The 14,989-nt window shown below is 71.1% G+C and carries 12 protein-coding genes and 1 tRNA gene; 8 read left to right on the top strand and 5 right to left on the bottom strand.

Annotation, left to right across the window (positions count from 1 at the left end; translation table 11 throughout):
* Positions 1 to 96: 96 nt before the first annotated feature.
* Positions 97 to 339, top strand: coding sequence for a DUF397 domain-containing protein (locus tag STRTU_RS05480; RefSeq protein ID WP_159742498.1), 243 nt, complete (start codon positions 97 to 99; stop codon positions 337 to 339).
* A 189-nt stretch (positions 340 to 528) separates the two neighbouring features.
* A complete protein-coding gene (locus tag STRTU_RS05485) occupies positions 529 to 1,437 on the top strand; it encodes a helix-turn-helix domain-containing protein (protein ID WP_159742499.1) in 909 nt (302 codons plus the stop codon).
* A 107-nt stretch (positions 1,438 to 1,544) separates the two neighbouring features.
* Here STRTU_RS05485 and STRTU_RS05490 read toward each other — a convergent pair whose 3' ends face one another.
* Complete coding sequence (locus tag STRTU_RS05490; protein ID WP_159742500.1) at positions 1,545 to 2,360, bottom strand: SAM-dependent methyltransferase; 816 nt, start codon at positions 2,358 to 2,360, stop codon at positions 1,545 to 1,547.
* Between the two features lie 522 nt (positions 2,361 to 2,882).
* On the opposite strand from STRTU_RS05490, the gene STRTU_RS05495 reads away from it, so the two are divergent.
* On the top strand, positions 2,883 to 3,755 hold the full coding sequence (locus STRTU_RS05495; RefSeq protein ID WP_159742501.1) for a class I SAM-dependent methyltransferase: 873 nt from the start codon (positions 2,883 to 2,885) through the stop codon (positions 3,753 to 3,755).
* Between the two features lie 89 nt (positions 3,756 to 3,844).
* Here the strand turns inward: STRTU_RS05495 and STRTU_RS05500 are convergent, their stop codons facing one another.
* Positions 3,845 to 5,182, bottom strand: coding sequence for a PucR family transcriptional regulator (locus STRTU_RS05500; RefSeq protein WP_246240134.1), 1,338 nt, complete (start codon positions 5,180 to 5,182; stop codon positions 3,845 to 3,847).
* A 193-nt stretch (positions 5,183 to 5,375) separates the two neighbouring features.
* On the opposite strand from STRTU_RS05500, the gene STRTU_RS05505 reads away from it, so the two are divergent.
* Positions 5,376 to 6,917 (top strand): hypothetical protein, encoded by a 1,542-nt coding sequence (locus STRTU_RS05505; protein WP_159742502.1) that lies wholly within the window; start codon positions 5,376 to 5,378, stop codon positions 6,915 to 6,917.
* A 118-nt stretch (positions 6,918 to 7,035) separates the two neighbouring features.
* Here STRTU_RS05505 and STRTU_RS05510 read toward each other — a convergent pair whose 3' ends face one another.
* On the bottom strand, positions 7,036 to 7,548 hold the full coding sequence (locus STRTU_RS05510) for a DUF6314 family protein (protein WP_246240136.1): 513 nt from the start codon (positions 7,546 to 7,548) through the stop codon (positions 7,036 to 7,038).
* A gap of 234 nt (positions 7,549 to 7,782) precedes the next feature.
* Between STRTU_RS05510 and STRTU_RS05515 the strand changes: the two genes are divergently transcribed.
* Genes STRTU_RS05515 through STRTU_RS05525 form a run of 3 tightly spaced genes read left to right on the top strand, consistent with a single transcriptional unit; the run spans position 7,783 to position 12,422 of the window.
* On the top strand, positions 7,783 to 9,252 hold the full coding sequence (locus tag STRTU_RS05515) for an aldehyde dehydrogenase family protein (RefSeq protein ID WP_159742503.1): 1,470 nt from the start codon (positions 7,783 to 7,785) through the stop codon (positions 9,250 to 9,252).
* Positions 9,249 to 10,844, top strand: coding sequence for an APC family permease (locus STRTU_RS05520; protein ID WP_159742504.1), 1,596 nt, complete (start codon positions 9,249 to 9,251; stop codon positions 10,842 to 10,844). Before STRTU_RS05515 ends, STRTU_RS05520 begins: the two co-directional genes overlap by 4 nt.
* 15 nt (positions 10,845 to 10,859) lie before the next feature.
* Positions 10,860 to 12,422 carry a GMC family oxidoreductase gene (locus STRTU_RS05525; RefSeq protein ID WP_159742505.1) on the top strand — a complete coding sequence of 521 codons (1,563 nt, stop codon included), beginning with the start codon at positions 10,860 to 10,862 and terminating at the stop codon, positions 12,420 to 12,422.
* Positions 12,423 to 12,735: 313 nt separating this feature from the next.
* Here STRTU_RS05525 and STRTU_RS05530 read toward each other — a convergent pair.
* Positions 12,736 to 12,823 (bottom strand) — tRNA-Leu (locus tag STRTU_RS05530).
* A gap of 200 nt (positions 12,824 to 13,023) precedes the next feature.
* On the opposite strand from STRTU_RS05530, the gene STRTU_RS05535 reads away from it, so the two are divergent.
* On the top strand, positions 13,024 to 13,242 hold the full coding sequence (locus STRTU_RS05535) for a hypothetical protein (RefSeq protein WP_159742506.1): 219 nt from the start codon (positions 13,024 to 13,026) through the stop codon (positions 13,240 to 13,242).
* Between the two features lie 19 nt (positions 13,243 to 13,261).
* Here STRTU_RS05535 and STRTU_RS05540 read toward each other — a convergent pair whose 3' ends face one another.
* The gene (locus STRTU_RS05540; protein ID WP_159742507.1) at positions 13,262 to 14,857 is read right to left on the bottom strand and encodes an aldehyde dehydrogenase family protein; all 1,596 of its coding nucleotides are present in this window, start codon (positions 14,855 to 14,857) and stop codon (positions 13,262 to 13,264) included.
* Between the last annotated feature and the right edge of the window lie 132 nt (positions 14,858 to 14,989).

Here is a 14,989-nt window from a genome sequence, read left to right on the forward strand (position 1 = left end):
TCGGCAAGTACGGCGGCCCAGGGGCTCGTTCACGCCAAGGTGATCGCGGGCCCGGCATCGGTCGGAGGAATGCCCTCCAGCAAGGGAGCAGTTGTGATGGAGTCGGTGAGCAACGGCATACAGGCCACCAGCATCGAAGGCGCCGTCTGGCGCAAGAGCCGCCGCAGCAACCCCAGTGGCAACTGCGTTGAGCTGGCGGTTCTTTCGGACGGCGGGGTGGCGGTGCGCAACTCCCGGTTCGCCTCCGGACCGGCACTGATCTACACCCGCGATGAGATGGTGGCCTTCGTCCAGGGCGCCAAGGACGGCGACTTCGACGATCTCATCGCCCGGGACTGACGCGGACGCCGCCAGGATTGGCGCATATGTCGCCTGGATAGTCACCCCGGCTATACGCAGACTTGGGGTGATGGGACACTGGGCGTTCGCCCGACCACTCTGGGGAGTCAGCATGAGCGAGCGCCGCGAGCGGACCGTGGGAAGGTGCGCGCCGCGCGACTGCGAGGCCGAGCGAAGAGAGGTTTCCGCATGAGTGCCGCGCAGCCGAGCAGCGGTCCGTCACTGCGCCGCTATCTCGACCATCCGCGGGGCGGCCCGACTGTCCTGCGGATCGTACTGGGCACCCAGCTCCGCCGGATGCGGGAAGCGGCGGGCATCACCCGGGAGGCCGCCGGGGACGCCATCCGCGGCTCGCACGCCAAGATCAGCCGGCTGGAACTCGGCCGGGTGAGCTGCAAGGAGCGGGATGTCGCCGATCTGCTGACGCTCTACAACGTCACGGACGAGTCGGTCCGCGCCGACTTCCTCAAGCTGGCCCGCCGGACCAGCAGCCCCGGTTGGTGGCATCAGTACGGCGATGTGCTGCCCGGCTGGTTCGAGACGCATATCGGCCTCGAAGAGGCCGCCTCGGTGATCCGCACATACGAAGTCCAGTTCGTCCCGGGCCTGTTGCAGACCGCGGACTATGCCCGCGCGGTGGCGGAGCTCGGCCATCCGCGGTCCTCGCCGGAGGAGATCGAGCGCCGGGTGCGGCTGCGGGTGCAGCGTCAGGAGCTGCTCACCCTCCCGGACGCACCGCGGGTGTGGGCGGTGGTCGACGAGGCGTCACTGCGCCGCCCGCTCGGCGGACCGGAGGTGATGACGGGTCAGCTCAGACATCTGCTGAAGATGACCGAGCTGCCGAACGTCACCCTGCAGATCGCGCCGTTCAGCCTCGGTGGACTGGCGGCGGCCGGTGGTCCGATCACCATCCTGCGGTTCCTGGAGCCGGATCTGCCGGACATCGTCTATCTGGAGCAGCTGACCAGCGCGCTCTATCTGGACAAGCGCGATGATGTGGATCATTACCTCGCGGTGATGGACCGGCTCAGCGCGCAGTCCGAGTCGCCGCGCGAATCCGTGGCGATCCTGGAGCGGCTGCTCAAGCAGGAGAGCTGAGCCGCACGGCGCCGGCGGAACAGGGCGAAGGGAGCGGGGCGGGGTACCCACCGGGGTGCCCCGCCCCGCTGCCATGTCGCGGGGCGGCCGCGCCCGGCCGACAGGGCCTACGGCTTGCGGGCGACGCCGCCGTACTCGATCCACTCCTGGGTGAGCTGCTTGGGGCCGATGTCCGCGTCCGGCTTCCAGGTGGAGACCTCCACCAGGCCCGGCTCCAGGATCTCCAACCCGTCCAGGAATCCGGCCAGTTCATGCGCCTGACGCACCCGGCCCCACTGGCCGTGCGTGGAGACCCGCATGAATTCGGTGACGAAATCGCGGGTCGCGGCATCCTCGCTGACCAGCTGGCACACCACCAGGAAGCTGCCGGGCGCGAGCCGGTCGGCGACCCGCTTGATCAGACCGGCCGGGTCGTCGGCGTCCGGTATGCAGTGGAGCACGGAGACGAACAGCGCGGCGACGGGCCGGTCGAAGTCGATCAGCCGCTCGACCTCGGAGCTGCCGAAGATGCCGTCGGTGTCCCGCATATCGGCCTGGATGACGGCGGTGTTGGCGTTCTCCTCCAGGAGCGCGCGGCCGTGTGCCAGCACGATGGGGTCGTTGTCGACGTACACCACACGGGACTCCGGGTCGACCTGCTGGGCGACCTGGTGGACGTTGTCCTGGGTCGGCAGGCCGGATCCGTGGTCGATGAACTGCCGGATGCCGTGTTCCCGCGCCAGCCAGCGGACCACCCGCTGCAGAAAGCGCCGGTTGTTGATCGCCAGCACCTGTGTGCTCGGCACGACCTTGCTCAGCTCGTCGCAGGCTTCTCGGTCGACGGCGTAGTTGTCCTTGCCGCCCAGGTAGTAGTCGTACATCCGCGCCACACTCGGGATGCTGACGTCGACGGCGCTGGACTGCGGTCGTGTCTCTTGGCTCATTCCACACTTTTCCCGTCGCTTCGACAGCCATTGGCCAGGGGGCAGCGGCCGGCCGCCGCGTGATGATACGACTACGCCCCGCAGTCCCCAACATACCCAGCGGATGGGGGTTGTTGCAGACGAGCGACAGTGTTGGTGGTGACCGTTTGGAAGATGACGGGGTGTCACGAGCGGGCGTTCGAGGCCACGGTAGGCAGACCGGACGGAGCCGGGGGTACGGGCCGCCACCAGCCACTCACAGGCAGCGGCCCGTTCCATGTCCGGCGACACCCGACGCCGGGCACGCCCCCCGCGCGGCCGGGGCCCGGCCCAGGAACACACCCGGGCCCTGCCGCGTCCGCCACGGCTGCCACCCGAGCAACAGCCGTTGCGGAATGGGGCGTTGCGTGAGGACGCCTACCACCGTCTCTCCGCTTTACACCTCTCGATGGCGGACGAGGAGTCGGCCGGGGCGGGGAGGCGCCGACATCGCCACACCGTCCCCCCTGGTGGCCACCCCGGCCCGACCGGTAGAAGGGACGGATGACCATGAACAAGAGTGAACTGACGGCCCGTCCGGGAATTCCGCCCACCGCCGAGGAGATGGTCCTGGCCAACCAGGCGAACTGGGACGCCCGCACCCCGATCCATGTGGCCAGCGAGTTCTACGGACTGGACGGCTCCCGCACCGCCGAGGACTGGTTCGCGCCCTTCGAGTGGACGGACCTCGGCGAGCTGACCGGACGGGACGTCCTGCATCTGCAGTGCCATCTGGGCACCGAGACGGCAGCGTTCGCCGAACGGGGCGCGGCGCGGACGGTGGGGCTCGACTTCTCCGCGGCGGCGGTCGCGGAGGCCCGGCGGCTCGCCGGGGAGGCCGGCCGGGCCATGGAATTCATCCAGGCGGATGTGCACCGGGCCCCGGAGGCGCTCGGGGCGCAGCGCTTCGATGTGATCTACACCGGCAAGGGCGCGCTGTGCTACCTGCCGGATCTGACCGCCTGGGCGGGGATCGTCAGCTCACTGCTCCGGCCCGGCGGAACGTTCTATCTGGTCGAGTTCCATCCGCTGCTGGACTCCCTGGGGCCGGCCGGGGGGCCGGACCAACAGGAACTGCGGCTCCGCAACGACTACTTAGGGGGTCGCGGTCCCCTCAGGAGCGACACCCCGTGCACCTATACCGATGGTCCGCCGGTACAGGGAGCCACGACGAGTTATGAGTGGCGGCACGGCCTCGGGGAGGTCATCTCCGCCGTGGTCGGCGCGGGGCTGACCGTCGAACTGGTGCGGGAGACCGAGCTGCTGCCCTGGAAGCGGTTCGACTCGATGGTGCCGGGCGAGAACGGCTGGTGGCGTCTTCCGCCGTCGGAGCCGATCGTTCCGCTGCTGTACGCGCTGCGGGCCGTGAAGAACTGAGCCGTTGGCGGGCGCCCCGCCCGGTCCCGGTCCCGTTGGGCGCCATGGGCATCCGGGACCGCCGGGCGGTCGGCGGGCGGCAGGCGGCGTCAGCTCGTCGGCCCGTGGAGGCGGCGGTGGGTCAGCGCCCACCAGACCTCGGCCAGATCGGCGGGGTCGCGGAGGTTGGTACCGGTGATCTCCTCGAAGCGCCGGAGGCGGTTGCGCAGGGTGTTGGGGTGGACGTAGAGGGTCCGGGCGGCGGCCTCCAGGCGCAGTCCCTGTCGTAGATAGGCGGCCGCGGCCTCCGCCAACTGGGCGCCGTCCTCGCCCCGTTCGTCCAGCGGGGCCAGCCGGAGCCGTGCCAGCTGTTCGCCGACGGCCGGCAGCGCCACGACCGCGGCCCGCAGCCCCAGCTCCTCGCGGGTGAACGCCCCGACCAGCCCGAATCCGGCGGCGGCCCGCAGGGCCTGGGTGGCCCGGGTGAATTCGGTGGCGACCCCGGCGGCGGGCACCGGGGCACCCAGGCCCAGGATCAGGCTGCGGCAGAGCCCGGCCGGGCGCCCGACCAGCAGTCCCGCCACATCCCCGTCCACGGCCGTGACCAGGGGGCGCCCCGCCTCGTCCAGGGCGACCCAGGGACGCAGCAGATCGACGATCCGGCGGAAAGCACGGTCACCGGGGCCGGGATGGCCCGCGGCGGCGGGGGCGCCGCCCGGATCGCCGAGTGGGGCCTCGTAGTCGGGCAGCCGCGCGCGGAAGGGGAGACGGAGGGCGCTGTGCCCATACGCTCCGTCCAGGGCCTCCGCGTCGTCGGCATGGCCCTCGGGCCGGTGCCCGTCGGCGGGGCCGTCGCCGGCGCTCCCGGCGCCCCCCGCACCGAGGCCGCCGAGGGACATGTCCCACCGTGCCTCGCCGAGCAGCAGGGCGCGGACCATGGCCGCATGCCGGCGGTCCGCCGCCGGGTCGCCGCCCCGGAGGCCGACCCGGCACTCGCGGACGATCCGCAGGGTGTTGGCGTCGACCCAGGTCCGCAGCGTCTCCGCGACCGGCAGCAGATCCTCGGCGGTTCCACCCCGGGCGGTCATCTCCTCGCCGAACCGCCGCCAGACGATATCCGTGCCGATCCGGTAGGCCGAGATGATGTCCTCGACCGGCAGCGCCTGGGCCAGGTCCGTCACCTCGTCGAGATGGGTCTCCGGGATGCCGTACGCCGGGCCGTCGACGCGGCCGGCTCCCCGTGCGCTGCGCCGTTCCTCGGCCCAGCGCTCCACCAGCGAGAGGCCGTTGCGCAGGGACGCCAGCACCCTGGGCCGGAGGCGGTCCGCCGACACCGCCGCGTAGGAGGGGAGTTGAGCCCGCAAACCGTCGATGACCTCATCGGTCAGCGCGTCGATGCCGTCGTGCAGCGCGGCGGCTGACTCCGGCACCGTTGTGGAAGTCTCCACCCGTCCCCTCCCGACTCGGTGTCTTTCCCCATGGCGAATTCGATCATTCGTCGCCATGCTACGAGGAAGCCGCCCGAACCCCTACAGATGTTCGATCTTGGACGACTTTCCCCAGTAGTCCGGACTCTTACCGGAGTTCGGTGCGCGGCCCCGCTGTTCCACCCCCCATCACCCCGCACCACCAAGGAATCCCATGGCTGTTTCCTGGCGTCGCATCGCGGTGCCCGCCGCCGCGGTCGGCGTACTCGTCCCCGCCGCCCTCGGCACCCACGCGCTGCTCTCGGGCCCCGACGAGCCGCGCACGTCCTCGGCCGGCATACCGGCCAGTGGGCCGACCGCCCCCGGTGCCGTGCCGGACGATGCCCGTGCCTCCGGTCCGGAGGGCGGTGCCGCGGTCGCCAGGCCGTCCGACGCGCCGACCCGTTCCGGCAATTCGGTCTCCGTGCAGCTCTCGTCGTACGACGCGCAGCGCAAGCAGGCGGAGCTCAAGCCGTCCGCGGGCAAGACCGTGAAGACCGGTGATGTGATCGCCGCCGCGCCGAACCGGCACGCCCCCTCGGGTGCGCTGTTCAAGGTCGGCAAGGTCACCGGCACCCGCGACGGCAAGGTCCGGGTGACCACCGCCCCCGCCACGCTCTCGGAGCTGCTCGGCGATCAGAAGGTGGACCAGCGCACGGCGTTGCGGCCCGGCGAGGTCTCGGTCAAGCCGCTCTCCTCGGGCGTCACCGTGAAGAAGGAGGCCGCCGGCTCCGGTTCGGACAGCGGCGGCACGGCCACTCCGTCCGGTGAGCCGGGTACCCCGTCCGGCAGCTCGTCCGGCAGCCCCGACGCCACCGCTTCCCCGAGCCCCTCGGCGTCCGAATCCTCGGCGTCCGCCTCTCCGGGGAACCGCAGTCAGCTGGCCCCCTCCGCCACCCGCCCCGCGCCGTCCTCTTCCGGTGACACGCTGCCGCCCGAGGCGCGGAAGGCGCTCACCACCCTGCGGCTGGGCCTCAATGTGCCGCTGCCCAAGGGCGTGCAGGCGACCGCCAAGTCGCCCGCGCGGCTGTCCGGCGAGGTGTCGTTCCGGCCCGAGCTGATCTTCCAGTACGAGAAGCGCGGCGGGCTGAACCTGCTGCCGCAGCGGGCGGCCATCGGCCTCGGCGGCTCCTACGCCTATGGCTGGCAGGTGCACGGCAAGGTCCAGGGCACCGCGGACACCGGAGTGCGCTCGGTGCCGATCGCGGCGGTCACCGGACGGCATGTCTTCTGGGTGGGCCCGGTCCCCGTCGTGGTCAGCACCGAGGTCACCTTCACCTACCGCTTCACCGCGGACGGCCGCATCGTGCTCGACGCCGACCAGCGCACCTCCGGTGCGTTCGCCGTCGGCGCGAAGTACGAGCGCAGCCAGGGGTGGCAGCCGCTGCACGAGGCGCGGCAGCAGACGAAGGGCAGCACGCCGCGGGTCGAGGGCGCGGCCTCCGCGACCGCCCGTATCGGGGCGCATGCCCAGGTGTTCCTCTACGACACGGCGGGGGTCGGCGGCGATCTCTCCGTCCACCTGACCGGACGGGCCGCGGGCGCGACCGATGGCGGCGCCCCGGCGTGGGCGCTCAGCGCGGGCTATGACCTGAAGACCGAGCTGATGCTGCAACTGAAGATCTTCGGCATCCAGATCGCCGATCTGCGGACCACGCCGTTCGCCCTGCACGACGAGCGGAAGCTCTTCGGCCGGGGGAAGCTGCCCCCCGCCTGATCCCTCCTCCCACCGACGCCGGCACCCCCGGGGGCAACCTGTCCCCGGGGGTGCCGTGCGTGGTGTCCGTACGGTGGCCGGCGCGGCGTGCGCCCGTACCGGCCCGGCCCCGCCGTGGTCACCCCAGCCGCCGGTACTCCGAGCGCAGCAACTGATCCTTGGCCGGACCGCCGACCCGCCACTCCAGATGCCAGAGGTCCGGCCCGGCGGCGGTGAAGGTCCCCTCGTACCGGTCAGCGGCACAGGGGTGGACGGCGGTCCACCGGCCGGTCCTGAGGTCGAGGTCGTGGAAGGGCCGCCCGTCGGCGAAGTCGATCCCGGCGGTGCCGTCCGGGCGGGGCCGCAGACGCAGCGTCCGGCTCGCCGGCTGCACCCTTCCGCCCCAGGTCAGCTGCCCCTCCTCGATGTGCAGCAGCGCCTCGCCCGCCGGGTCGGGCCGGAACTCGGCGGTGCCGCGGAAGCTGCCCTCGGCACCGGTCCGCAGGTCGTGGACGGTGCGCTCGATGCGCCAGCGGCCGGAGAGATAGGCCGCGGCATCGGGGACGGGGTACGGCCGCACGGCCGCCCCTTCCGCGACGGGGTACGTCCCCGCGGCCGGCTCGTCCCGCTCCCGCTCCAGCTCACTGCCCATCCCTCCATTCTCGCGTCCGCCCGTACAGCTCACTCCGTCGGCCCCGCCCGCTGCCGCTCCCCTCTCCCCCGGCCCCTCGTGCCGTGCGGAGCCGCAGCGGCCGTCCTACTCTCGGTTCAGTGATCGTCACCGAGGTCCGCACGGCGGGCCGACCGGCGGCCTGACACCGCCGGCCGGGGCGGCGGCGCCCTGCCGCGGCCGCCCCGTACGAGCCCGGAGACCGGAGGCACCACCATGCCGGAGCTGTTCATCGGCGGTCAGTGGACCGCAGCGGCCGACGGGCAGGTGCGTGAGATCCGCTGCCCCGCCGACGGCACGCTGGTCGCGACCGTCGACGAGGGCGGGCCGAAGGACGCGGCGGCGGCGATCTCCGCCGCCCGCACGGCCTTCGACGACGGGTCCTGGCCCCGCACACCGGCGGCCGAGCGCGGCCGGCTGGTGCTGCGCGTCGCCGAGCTGCTGGAGCGCGACCGGGATGTGCTGGCCAAGGAGGAGTCGCTGGACACCGGCAAACGGCTGGTCGAGAGCGGCTACGACATGGACGACATCGCCAACTGCTTCCGCTACTTCGGCAACCTCGGCGCGGCCGGGGGCACCGACCGGGTGGTGGACGCCGGTGCCGGGGAGGTCGCCAGCGCGGTGCGTCACGAGCCGGTCGGGGTCTGCGCCCTGATCACCCCGTGGAACTACCCGCTGCTGCAGACCGCCTGGAAGGTCGCCCCCTGTCTGGTCACCGGCAACACCTTCGTCCTGAAGCCCAGCGAGCTGACCCCGCACACCGCCGTGCACCTCATGCGGCTGCTGGCCGAGGCCGGGCTGCCCGACGGGGCCGCGAATCTGGTGCTGGGCACCGGCCCGGTGGTGGGGGCGGTGCTGACCGAGGACCCGCGGGTGGACATGGTGTCGTTCACCGGCGGGCTGGTCACCGGCCGGCGCATCATGGCCGCGGCGGCCCCCACGGTGAAGAAGATCGCGCTGGAGCTGGGCGGCAAGAACCCCAACATCGTCTTCGCGGACGCCGATTTCGACACCGCCGTCGACTACGCCCTGATGGCCGTCTTCCTGCACTCCGGGCAGGTCTGCTCGGCGGGCGCCCGGCTGCTCGTCCAGGAGGAGCTGCATGATGCCTTCGTCGACGAACTGGTCTCCCGCGCCCAGCGGATCCGGCTCGGCGGGCCGTTCGACGAGCATGCCCGCACCGGCCCGCTGATCTCGGCCGCGCACCGGGCGAAGGTCGAGGCGTATGTGGCGGCCGGGCTCGAAGAGGGCGCGGTACTCCTCTGCGGCGGCTCCCCACCCGACGATCCCTCGCTGGCGAACGGCTTCTACTATCTGCCGACCGTGCTGGACGAGTGCACCCCGGACATGTCCGTCGTCCGCGACGAGAGCTTCGGCCCGGTGCTGACCGTCGAGCGGTTCCGCGACGAGGACGAGGCGGTCTCGCTCGCCAACGACACGGTGTACGGGCTGGCCGGGGCGGTGTGGACGCAGAGCAGCGAGCGGGCCCACCGGGTCGCCGCCCGGCTGCGCGCGGGAACGGTGTGGATCAATGACTTCCATCCCTATGTGCCGCAGGCCGAGTGGGGCGGGATGAAGCAGTCCGGCGTCGGCCGTGAGCTGGGGCCCGCGGGGCTGGCCGAGTACCAGGAGGCCAAGCATGTCTGGCGCAACACCGCGCCACGGCCACAGCGGTGGTTCGAGTGACCGGACCCGAGACGCCCCGCCCCGGACCCGAGACGCCCCGCCCCGGCACCCGGGCGGACGGTTCGCATGACGACGACTCGCTGGCCGAGCTCGGCTACAAGCCGGAACTCAAGCGCACCCTGGGCAACTTCCACACCTTCGCCGCCGGTATCAGCTATATCTCCATCCTCACCGGCACCTTCCAGCTGTTCTACTTCGGTATCGCGCATGGCGGCCCGGCGTACTGGTGGTCCTGGCCGATGGTCTTCTTCGGGCAGCTGATGGTGGCACTGTGCTTCTGTGAGCTGGCCGCCCGTTACCCGGTGGCCGGATCGGTCTACAACTGGGCCAAGAAGCTCGGCGGGCCGCACATCGGCTGGCTCGGCGGCTGGATGATGCTGACCGCGACCATGGTCTCGCTGTCCGCGGTGGCGCTGGCCTACCAGGTGACGCTGCCGCAGATCTCCTCGTGGTTCCAGTTCATCGGCGACGGCACCGGCAAGTCCGCGGCGGAGAACGCCGTCCTGCTGGGCACCGTGCTGATCGCCTTCACCACCCTGGTCAACGCCTTCGGCGTCAAGCTCATGGCCCGGATCAACTCCGCGGGCGTGGCGATCGAGCTGATCGCCGCCATCGTGCTGATCCTGCTGCTCGCCGCGCATGTCACCCGCGGCCCGGACGTCGTGACCGACACCTTCGGTCTGGGCAAGGGCGAGAACCTCGGCTACTTCGGGGCGTTCCTGACCGCGTCGCTGGCCTCGGCCTACGTCATGTACGGCTTCGACACCGCCTCCTCGCTCGGTGAGGAGTCCAAGGACCCCGGTCGCAACGCCCCCCGCGCGATCCTCCGGGCGCTGGTCGCGTCCTTCCTCATCGGCGGTCTGATCCTGCTGTTCGCCCTGATGTCCGTGCCGAACCTGCAGGCCGAACAGCTGAAGGTGGACGGGCTGCAGTACGTGGTGCTCTCCACACTCGGCTCCACCGTCGGCCAGATCGTCCTCTGGTGTGTGGTCATCGCGATCACCGTGTGCGAACTCGCCGTGCACACCGCCGGTATCCGCCTGGCCTTCGCGATGGCCCGGGACAACAACCTCCCGGCCGCGTCCCTGCTCGCCAAGGTCAGCCCGCGCTTCCAGACTCCGGTGCTGCCGGCCGTCATCATCGGTCTGGTGGCGGTCGGCATCCTCGTCATCAACGTCAACCAGCCGCAGATCTTCTCGGTGATCACCAGCATCGCGATCATCATGATCTATCTGGCGTATCTGTCGGTCACCCTGCCGATGCTGGTCCAGCGGCTGCGGGGCAACTGGACCCCGGCCAAGGGCAAGTTCTCCCTCGGCAAGTTCGGCATTCCGGTCAACGCCCTGGCGGTGCTCTGGGGCTTCGCTATGTCCCTCAATCTCGCCTGGCCGCGCGCCGCGGTCTACAACGCGACCGGCCCGCAGCACTGGTATCTGCGCTGGGGCGCCTTCTTGTTCATCGGCGTCGTGGCGCTCGGCGGCTTCGCCTACTACTGGTTCGTCCAGCGCAAGCGCACCGGCGTCCTCGCCATGCACGCCGCCGTCCAGCCGGGCGGCGGCACCCCGGGCGGCGCCGGCCACCCCACCCCCTGATCTGGAGACCGCACGATGTCCCAAGAGGCCCCTGTGGACGAGTTCGACTATGTCGTGGTCGGCGGCGGCACGGCCGGTGCCGTCGTGGCGGCCCGGTTGAGCGAGGATCCGTCGGTCACCGTCTGCCTGCTGGAGGCCGGCCCCTCCGACGTCGGCGACGAGAACGTGCTGCGCCTGGACCGCTGGATGGAGCTGCTGGAGTCCGGCTACGACTGGGACTATCCGGTCGAGCCACAGGAGAACGGCAACAGCTTCCTGCGGCACGCCCGCGCCAAGGTGCTGGGCGGCTGCTCCTCGCACAACTCCTGTATCGCCTTCTGGGCCCCGGCCGAGGACCTCGACGAGTGGGCGGCGATGGGCTGTTCGGGCTGGAGCGCGGAAGACTGCTTCCCGCTCTTCCAGCGGCTGGAGAACAACGACGCCCCCGGAGACCACCACGGCCATGACGGCCCGGTCGTGCTGCGCACCGTCCCGCCCCACGACCCGTGCGGCGTCGCGCTCCTGGAGGCCTGCGCGACGGCCGGCATCCCGACCGCTGCCTTCAACACCGGCAGCACCGTCATCCGGGGCGCGAACTGGTTCCAGATCAACTGCCGCCCCGACGGGACCCGTTCCTCCGCCTCGGTGTCCTATCTCCACCCCGTCATGGGCACCCGTAAGAACCTTGAGGTACGCACCGGACTACAGGCCAAGCGCCTGAACTTCGACTCCGCACGGCACTGCACCGGCGTCGACTACCTCGCCCCCGACCTGATCCACACCCGCACCGTCCACGCCCGCCGCGAGACCGTTGTCTCCTGCGGCTCCATCGACTCCCCCAAGCTCCTGATGCTCTCCGGCATCGGCCCGGCCACCCATCTGCGCGCCACCGGCATCGAGCCGCTCGTCGACTCCCCCGGCGTCGGCTCGAACCTCCAGGACCACCCGGAGGGCGTGATCATGTGGGATGCCAAGCAGCCCATGGTCCGCTCCTCCACCCAGTGGTGGGAGATCGGCATCTTCGCCGACACCGAGCCCGGTCTGGACCGCCCGGACCTGATGTTCCACTACGGCCAGGTGCCGTTCGACATGAACACCTACCGCCGCGGCTACCCCACCTCGGAGAACGCCTTCTGTCTCACCCCGAACGTCACCCGCGCCCGCTCCCTGGGCACCGTCCGGCTGCGCACCCGCGACTTCCGTGACAAGCCCAAGGTCGACCCGCGCTACTTCACCGACGAGCACGACATCCGCGTCATGACCCACGGTCTCCGGCTCGCCCGCGAGATCGTCTCCCAGCCCGCCATGGCCGACTGGGCAGGCACCGAACTCGCCCCGGGCCCCTCCGCCCACTCCGACGCCGAACTCCTCGACTACATCCGCACCACCCACAACACCGTCTACCACCCCGCCTGCACGGTCCGGATGGGCGCCCCCGACGACCAGGCCACCCCGCTGGACCCCCGCCTCCGCGTCAAGGGCGTCACGGGCCTGCGGGTGGCCGACGGTTCGGTGATGCCGTTCCTGCCCGCCGTGAATCCGTGCATCACGACAATGATGATCGGGGAGAAGTGCGCCGACATGATCCGGAGCGAATGACCGGGCGCCGCCGCGTCGCCGCACAGCGAAGACCTACGAGGTGGGCTCCCTTCGCCGGCATTGTCCGGATCAGGTGCTTGGGGGTCGCCGTCCGGTCTTACGACCTTTCAGCCTCTCAGCCCGACCTTTCCTCTTGTCCTCGGCGAGAGCCATAGCTCCCTTCCCCGAGGCCAGTCCGGTCGAACTCCCTCGCTCGCCCCGTAGGCCGGTCTTCAGGATACTCCCAAACAAAGGGTATGGAACAGGCATTTTGGACATCACTTGCCCCACCGCCCCAGAAATGCGAAAAACCCCTGCTGAGCAGGGGTTCCGCTGGTGTCCGAGGGGGGACTTGAACCCCCACGCCCGATAAAGGGCACTAGCACCTCAAGCTAGCGCGTCTGCCATTCCGCCACCCGGACTAGGTGTGATCTTCACGGGGCGTTCCCCGCGGCGACATGGATAACAATACCAAGGTTTCGGAGTGCCCTTCACCTGCGTATCCGCAGCCCACATAACCTCGATTTATGGGCAATGAGGGACATGTCGTTCATCTCAGTGGTCCACACAGGCCACGTGCGCTGTCGACGCTGCGGGAGCATCTGCGGGACGGGTGGGGCCGGTGGTCGACCGGATCACCCGGGAGACGCTGCGCATGATGTCCATGTGGCGCGGCTGGTGCGGGTGGCGCGGCGGCCCGGGGTGGTGCTGCTGCTGCCGCGGATCGGGGATTCCGCTGGTGCGGCACCGCACGCTGCTGTTGCAGGCGATGGAGCGTGCGGTGCCGGCGGGGGCGGACCGGCGGTTCGCCTCGTCCCCCGACCGGCAGGGGATCGGCTAGCGCCGGTTCCGTTCTCTGGCTACGGCATCAAGTGGTAGTCGGGGAAGTTGCCCGGCAGGCGTTCGGAGTCCGGGCCCTCGGTGACCGCGCGGACGAGAAGTTCGCCGCCGACGAAGGCACCGCTCCAGGAGTTGCCGAAGCCACCGAAGAGCTCATCGCGGTCGCCCCGCGAACGCGGCTTGCCGTAACCGACCTTGAAGGCGCGGATCTGCGGTGCGAGGCGGTCGTAGGTGTCCTTGTCGTCGCAGGAGAGGCTGGCGACCAGGGCGCCGTTGCTGGCGTTCATGGCGGCGAGGAGTTCCGCCTCGGTGTCCACGAGGACGAGGGTGTCGACGGGGCCGAAGGGCTCGGCGTGGTGGAGCGGGGAGGACGGGGGCGGGGCCAGGAGGGTGGTCGGCGGGAGGTAGGCCGAGGTGTCCTGGGAGGAGAGGAAGTGGCCGTCCGCCAGGCTGCCGCGGTGCAGGGGGACCGCGCCCCGGGAGATCGCCTCGGTGGTGAGTTCGGCGAGTTCCTTGGCCTTGGCGGCGTTGATCAGCGGGCCGAAGTCGAGTTCGGGGGGCGGATCGGCGGGGGCGGCGACGGCCAGGGGGTGGCCGAAGCGGACGCTGCGGACGGCCGGGAGGTAGGCGGCGAGGAAGTCGGCGAAGGCGTCACGCTGGACGACGAAGCGGGGGTAGGCGGTGCAGCGCTGCTTGGCGTAGTCGAAGGTCTTGCGGATCAGCGGCGTCAGCGTCTGCCAGTCGGTGAAGTTCCAGATGCCCCAGGTGTTGAGGCCCTCTTGTTCGAGGATATGGCGTTTGCCGAGGTCAGCGACGGCGGTGGCGACCCGGGCCCCGGTGTCCCGGCCGCCGACGAACGACACACAGCCGATCTCGGGTGACCGTACGAGGGACGGCGACAGCTCCTTGCCGCTGCCGCTGACGAGGGTGGCCGGGACGCCTTCCCGGGCGGCCAGGGCACAGGCGAGGGTCAGACACACCAGCCCGCCGTCGGTCGGCGTCTTGGCGATCACCGCGTTGCCGGCCAGCGCCTGCACCAGCATCGCGTGGATCAGGACCGACATCGGGTAGTTCCAGCTGGCGATATTGCTGACCGGGCCGGGCAGCGGCGCCCGGCCGTCGAGCATCCGGTCGATCTCGGCGACGTACCAGCGGACCCCGTCGATGGCCCGGTCCACGTCCGCCTGCGCGAGCTTCCAGGGCTTGCCGATCTCCCAGACGAGGAGGAGCGCGAGCAGTTCACGGTGCTCGGTCAGCGCGTCGAGGGTGGCGGAGATCCGTGCCTTGCGTTCGGCCAACGGGACCTGGCGCCAGGCCCGGTGCTGATCGAGGGAGGCGCGTACGGCATGCAGCGCGGTGTCCGCGTCGAGCCGGGGCGGGCCGGCGACGGGGCTGCCGTCGACGGGACTGGTGGCGGGCAGCGGGTGGCCGTCCGGATGCCAGACGGCGCCCCAGAGGTTGAGGGCCTGGTCGTCGCGGAACGCCTCGGGGGCCGCGGCCAGGCTGCGCTGCCAGGCGTCCTGCCAGGACGTACCGGGCTTCAGGACGAGCGTCGTGGCAGACGCGGGGCGGTCGCCACGCCGCGGGTCGGCGGGATGTGCGGGGGTGGTGGCCATCATGTGTCTCCGCTCTCGGTGCACGGCCGGAGGGGCAGGGTGGTGGCGCTCGTACGGCTCCCGGAGGAACCGCGTTACTGGACGGTAGTGGGCGCGGCGACACTGCGGGACGGTCCGGCTTCAGCTATGGCG

It is taken from the genome of Streptomyces tubercidicus (assembly GCF_027497495.1).
Classification (GTDB): domain Bacteria; phylum Actinomycetota; class Actinomycetes; order Streptomycetales; family Streptomycetaceae; genus Streptomyces; species Streptomyces tubercidicus.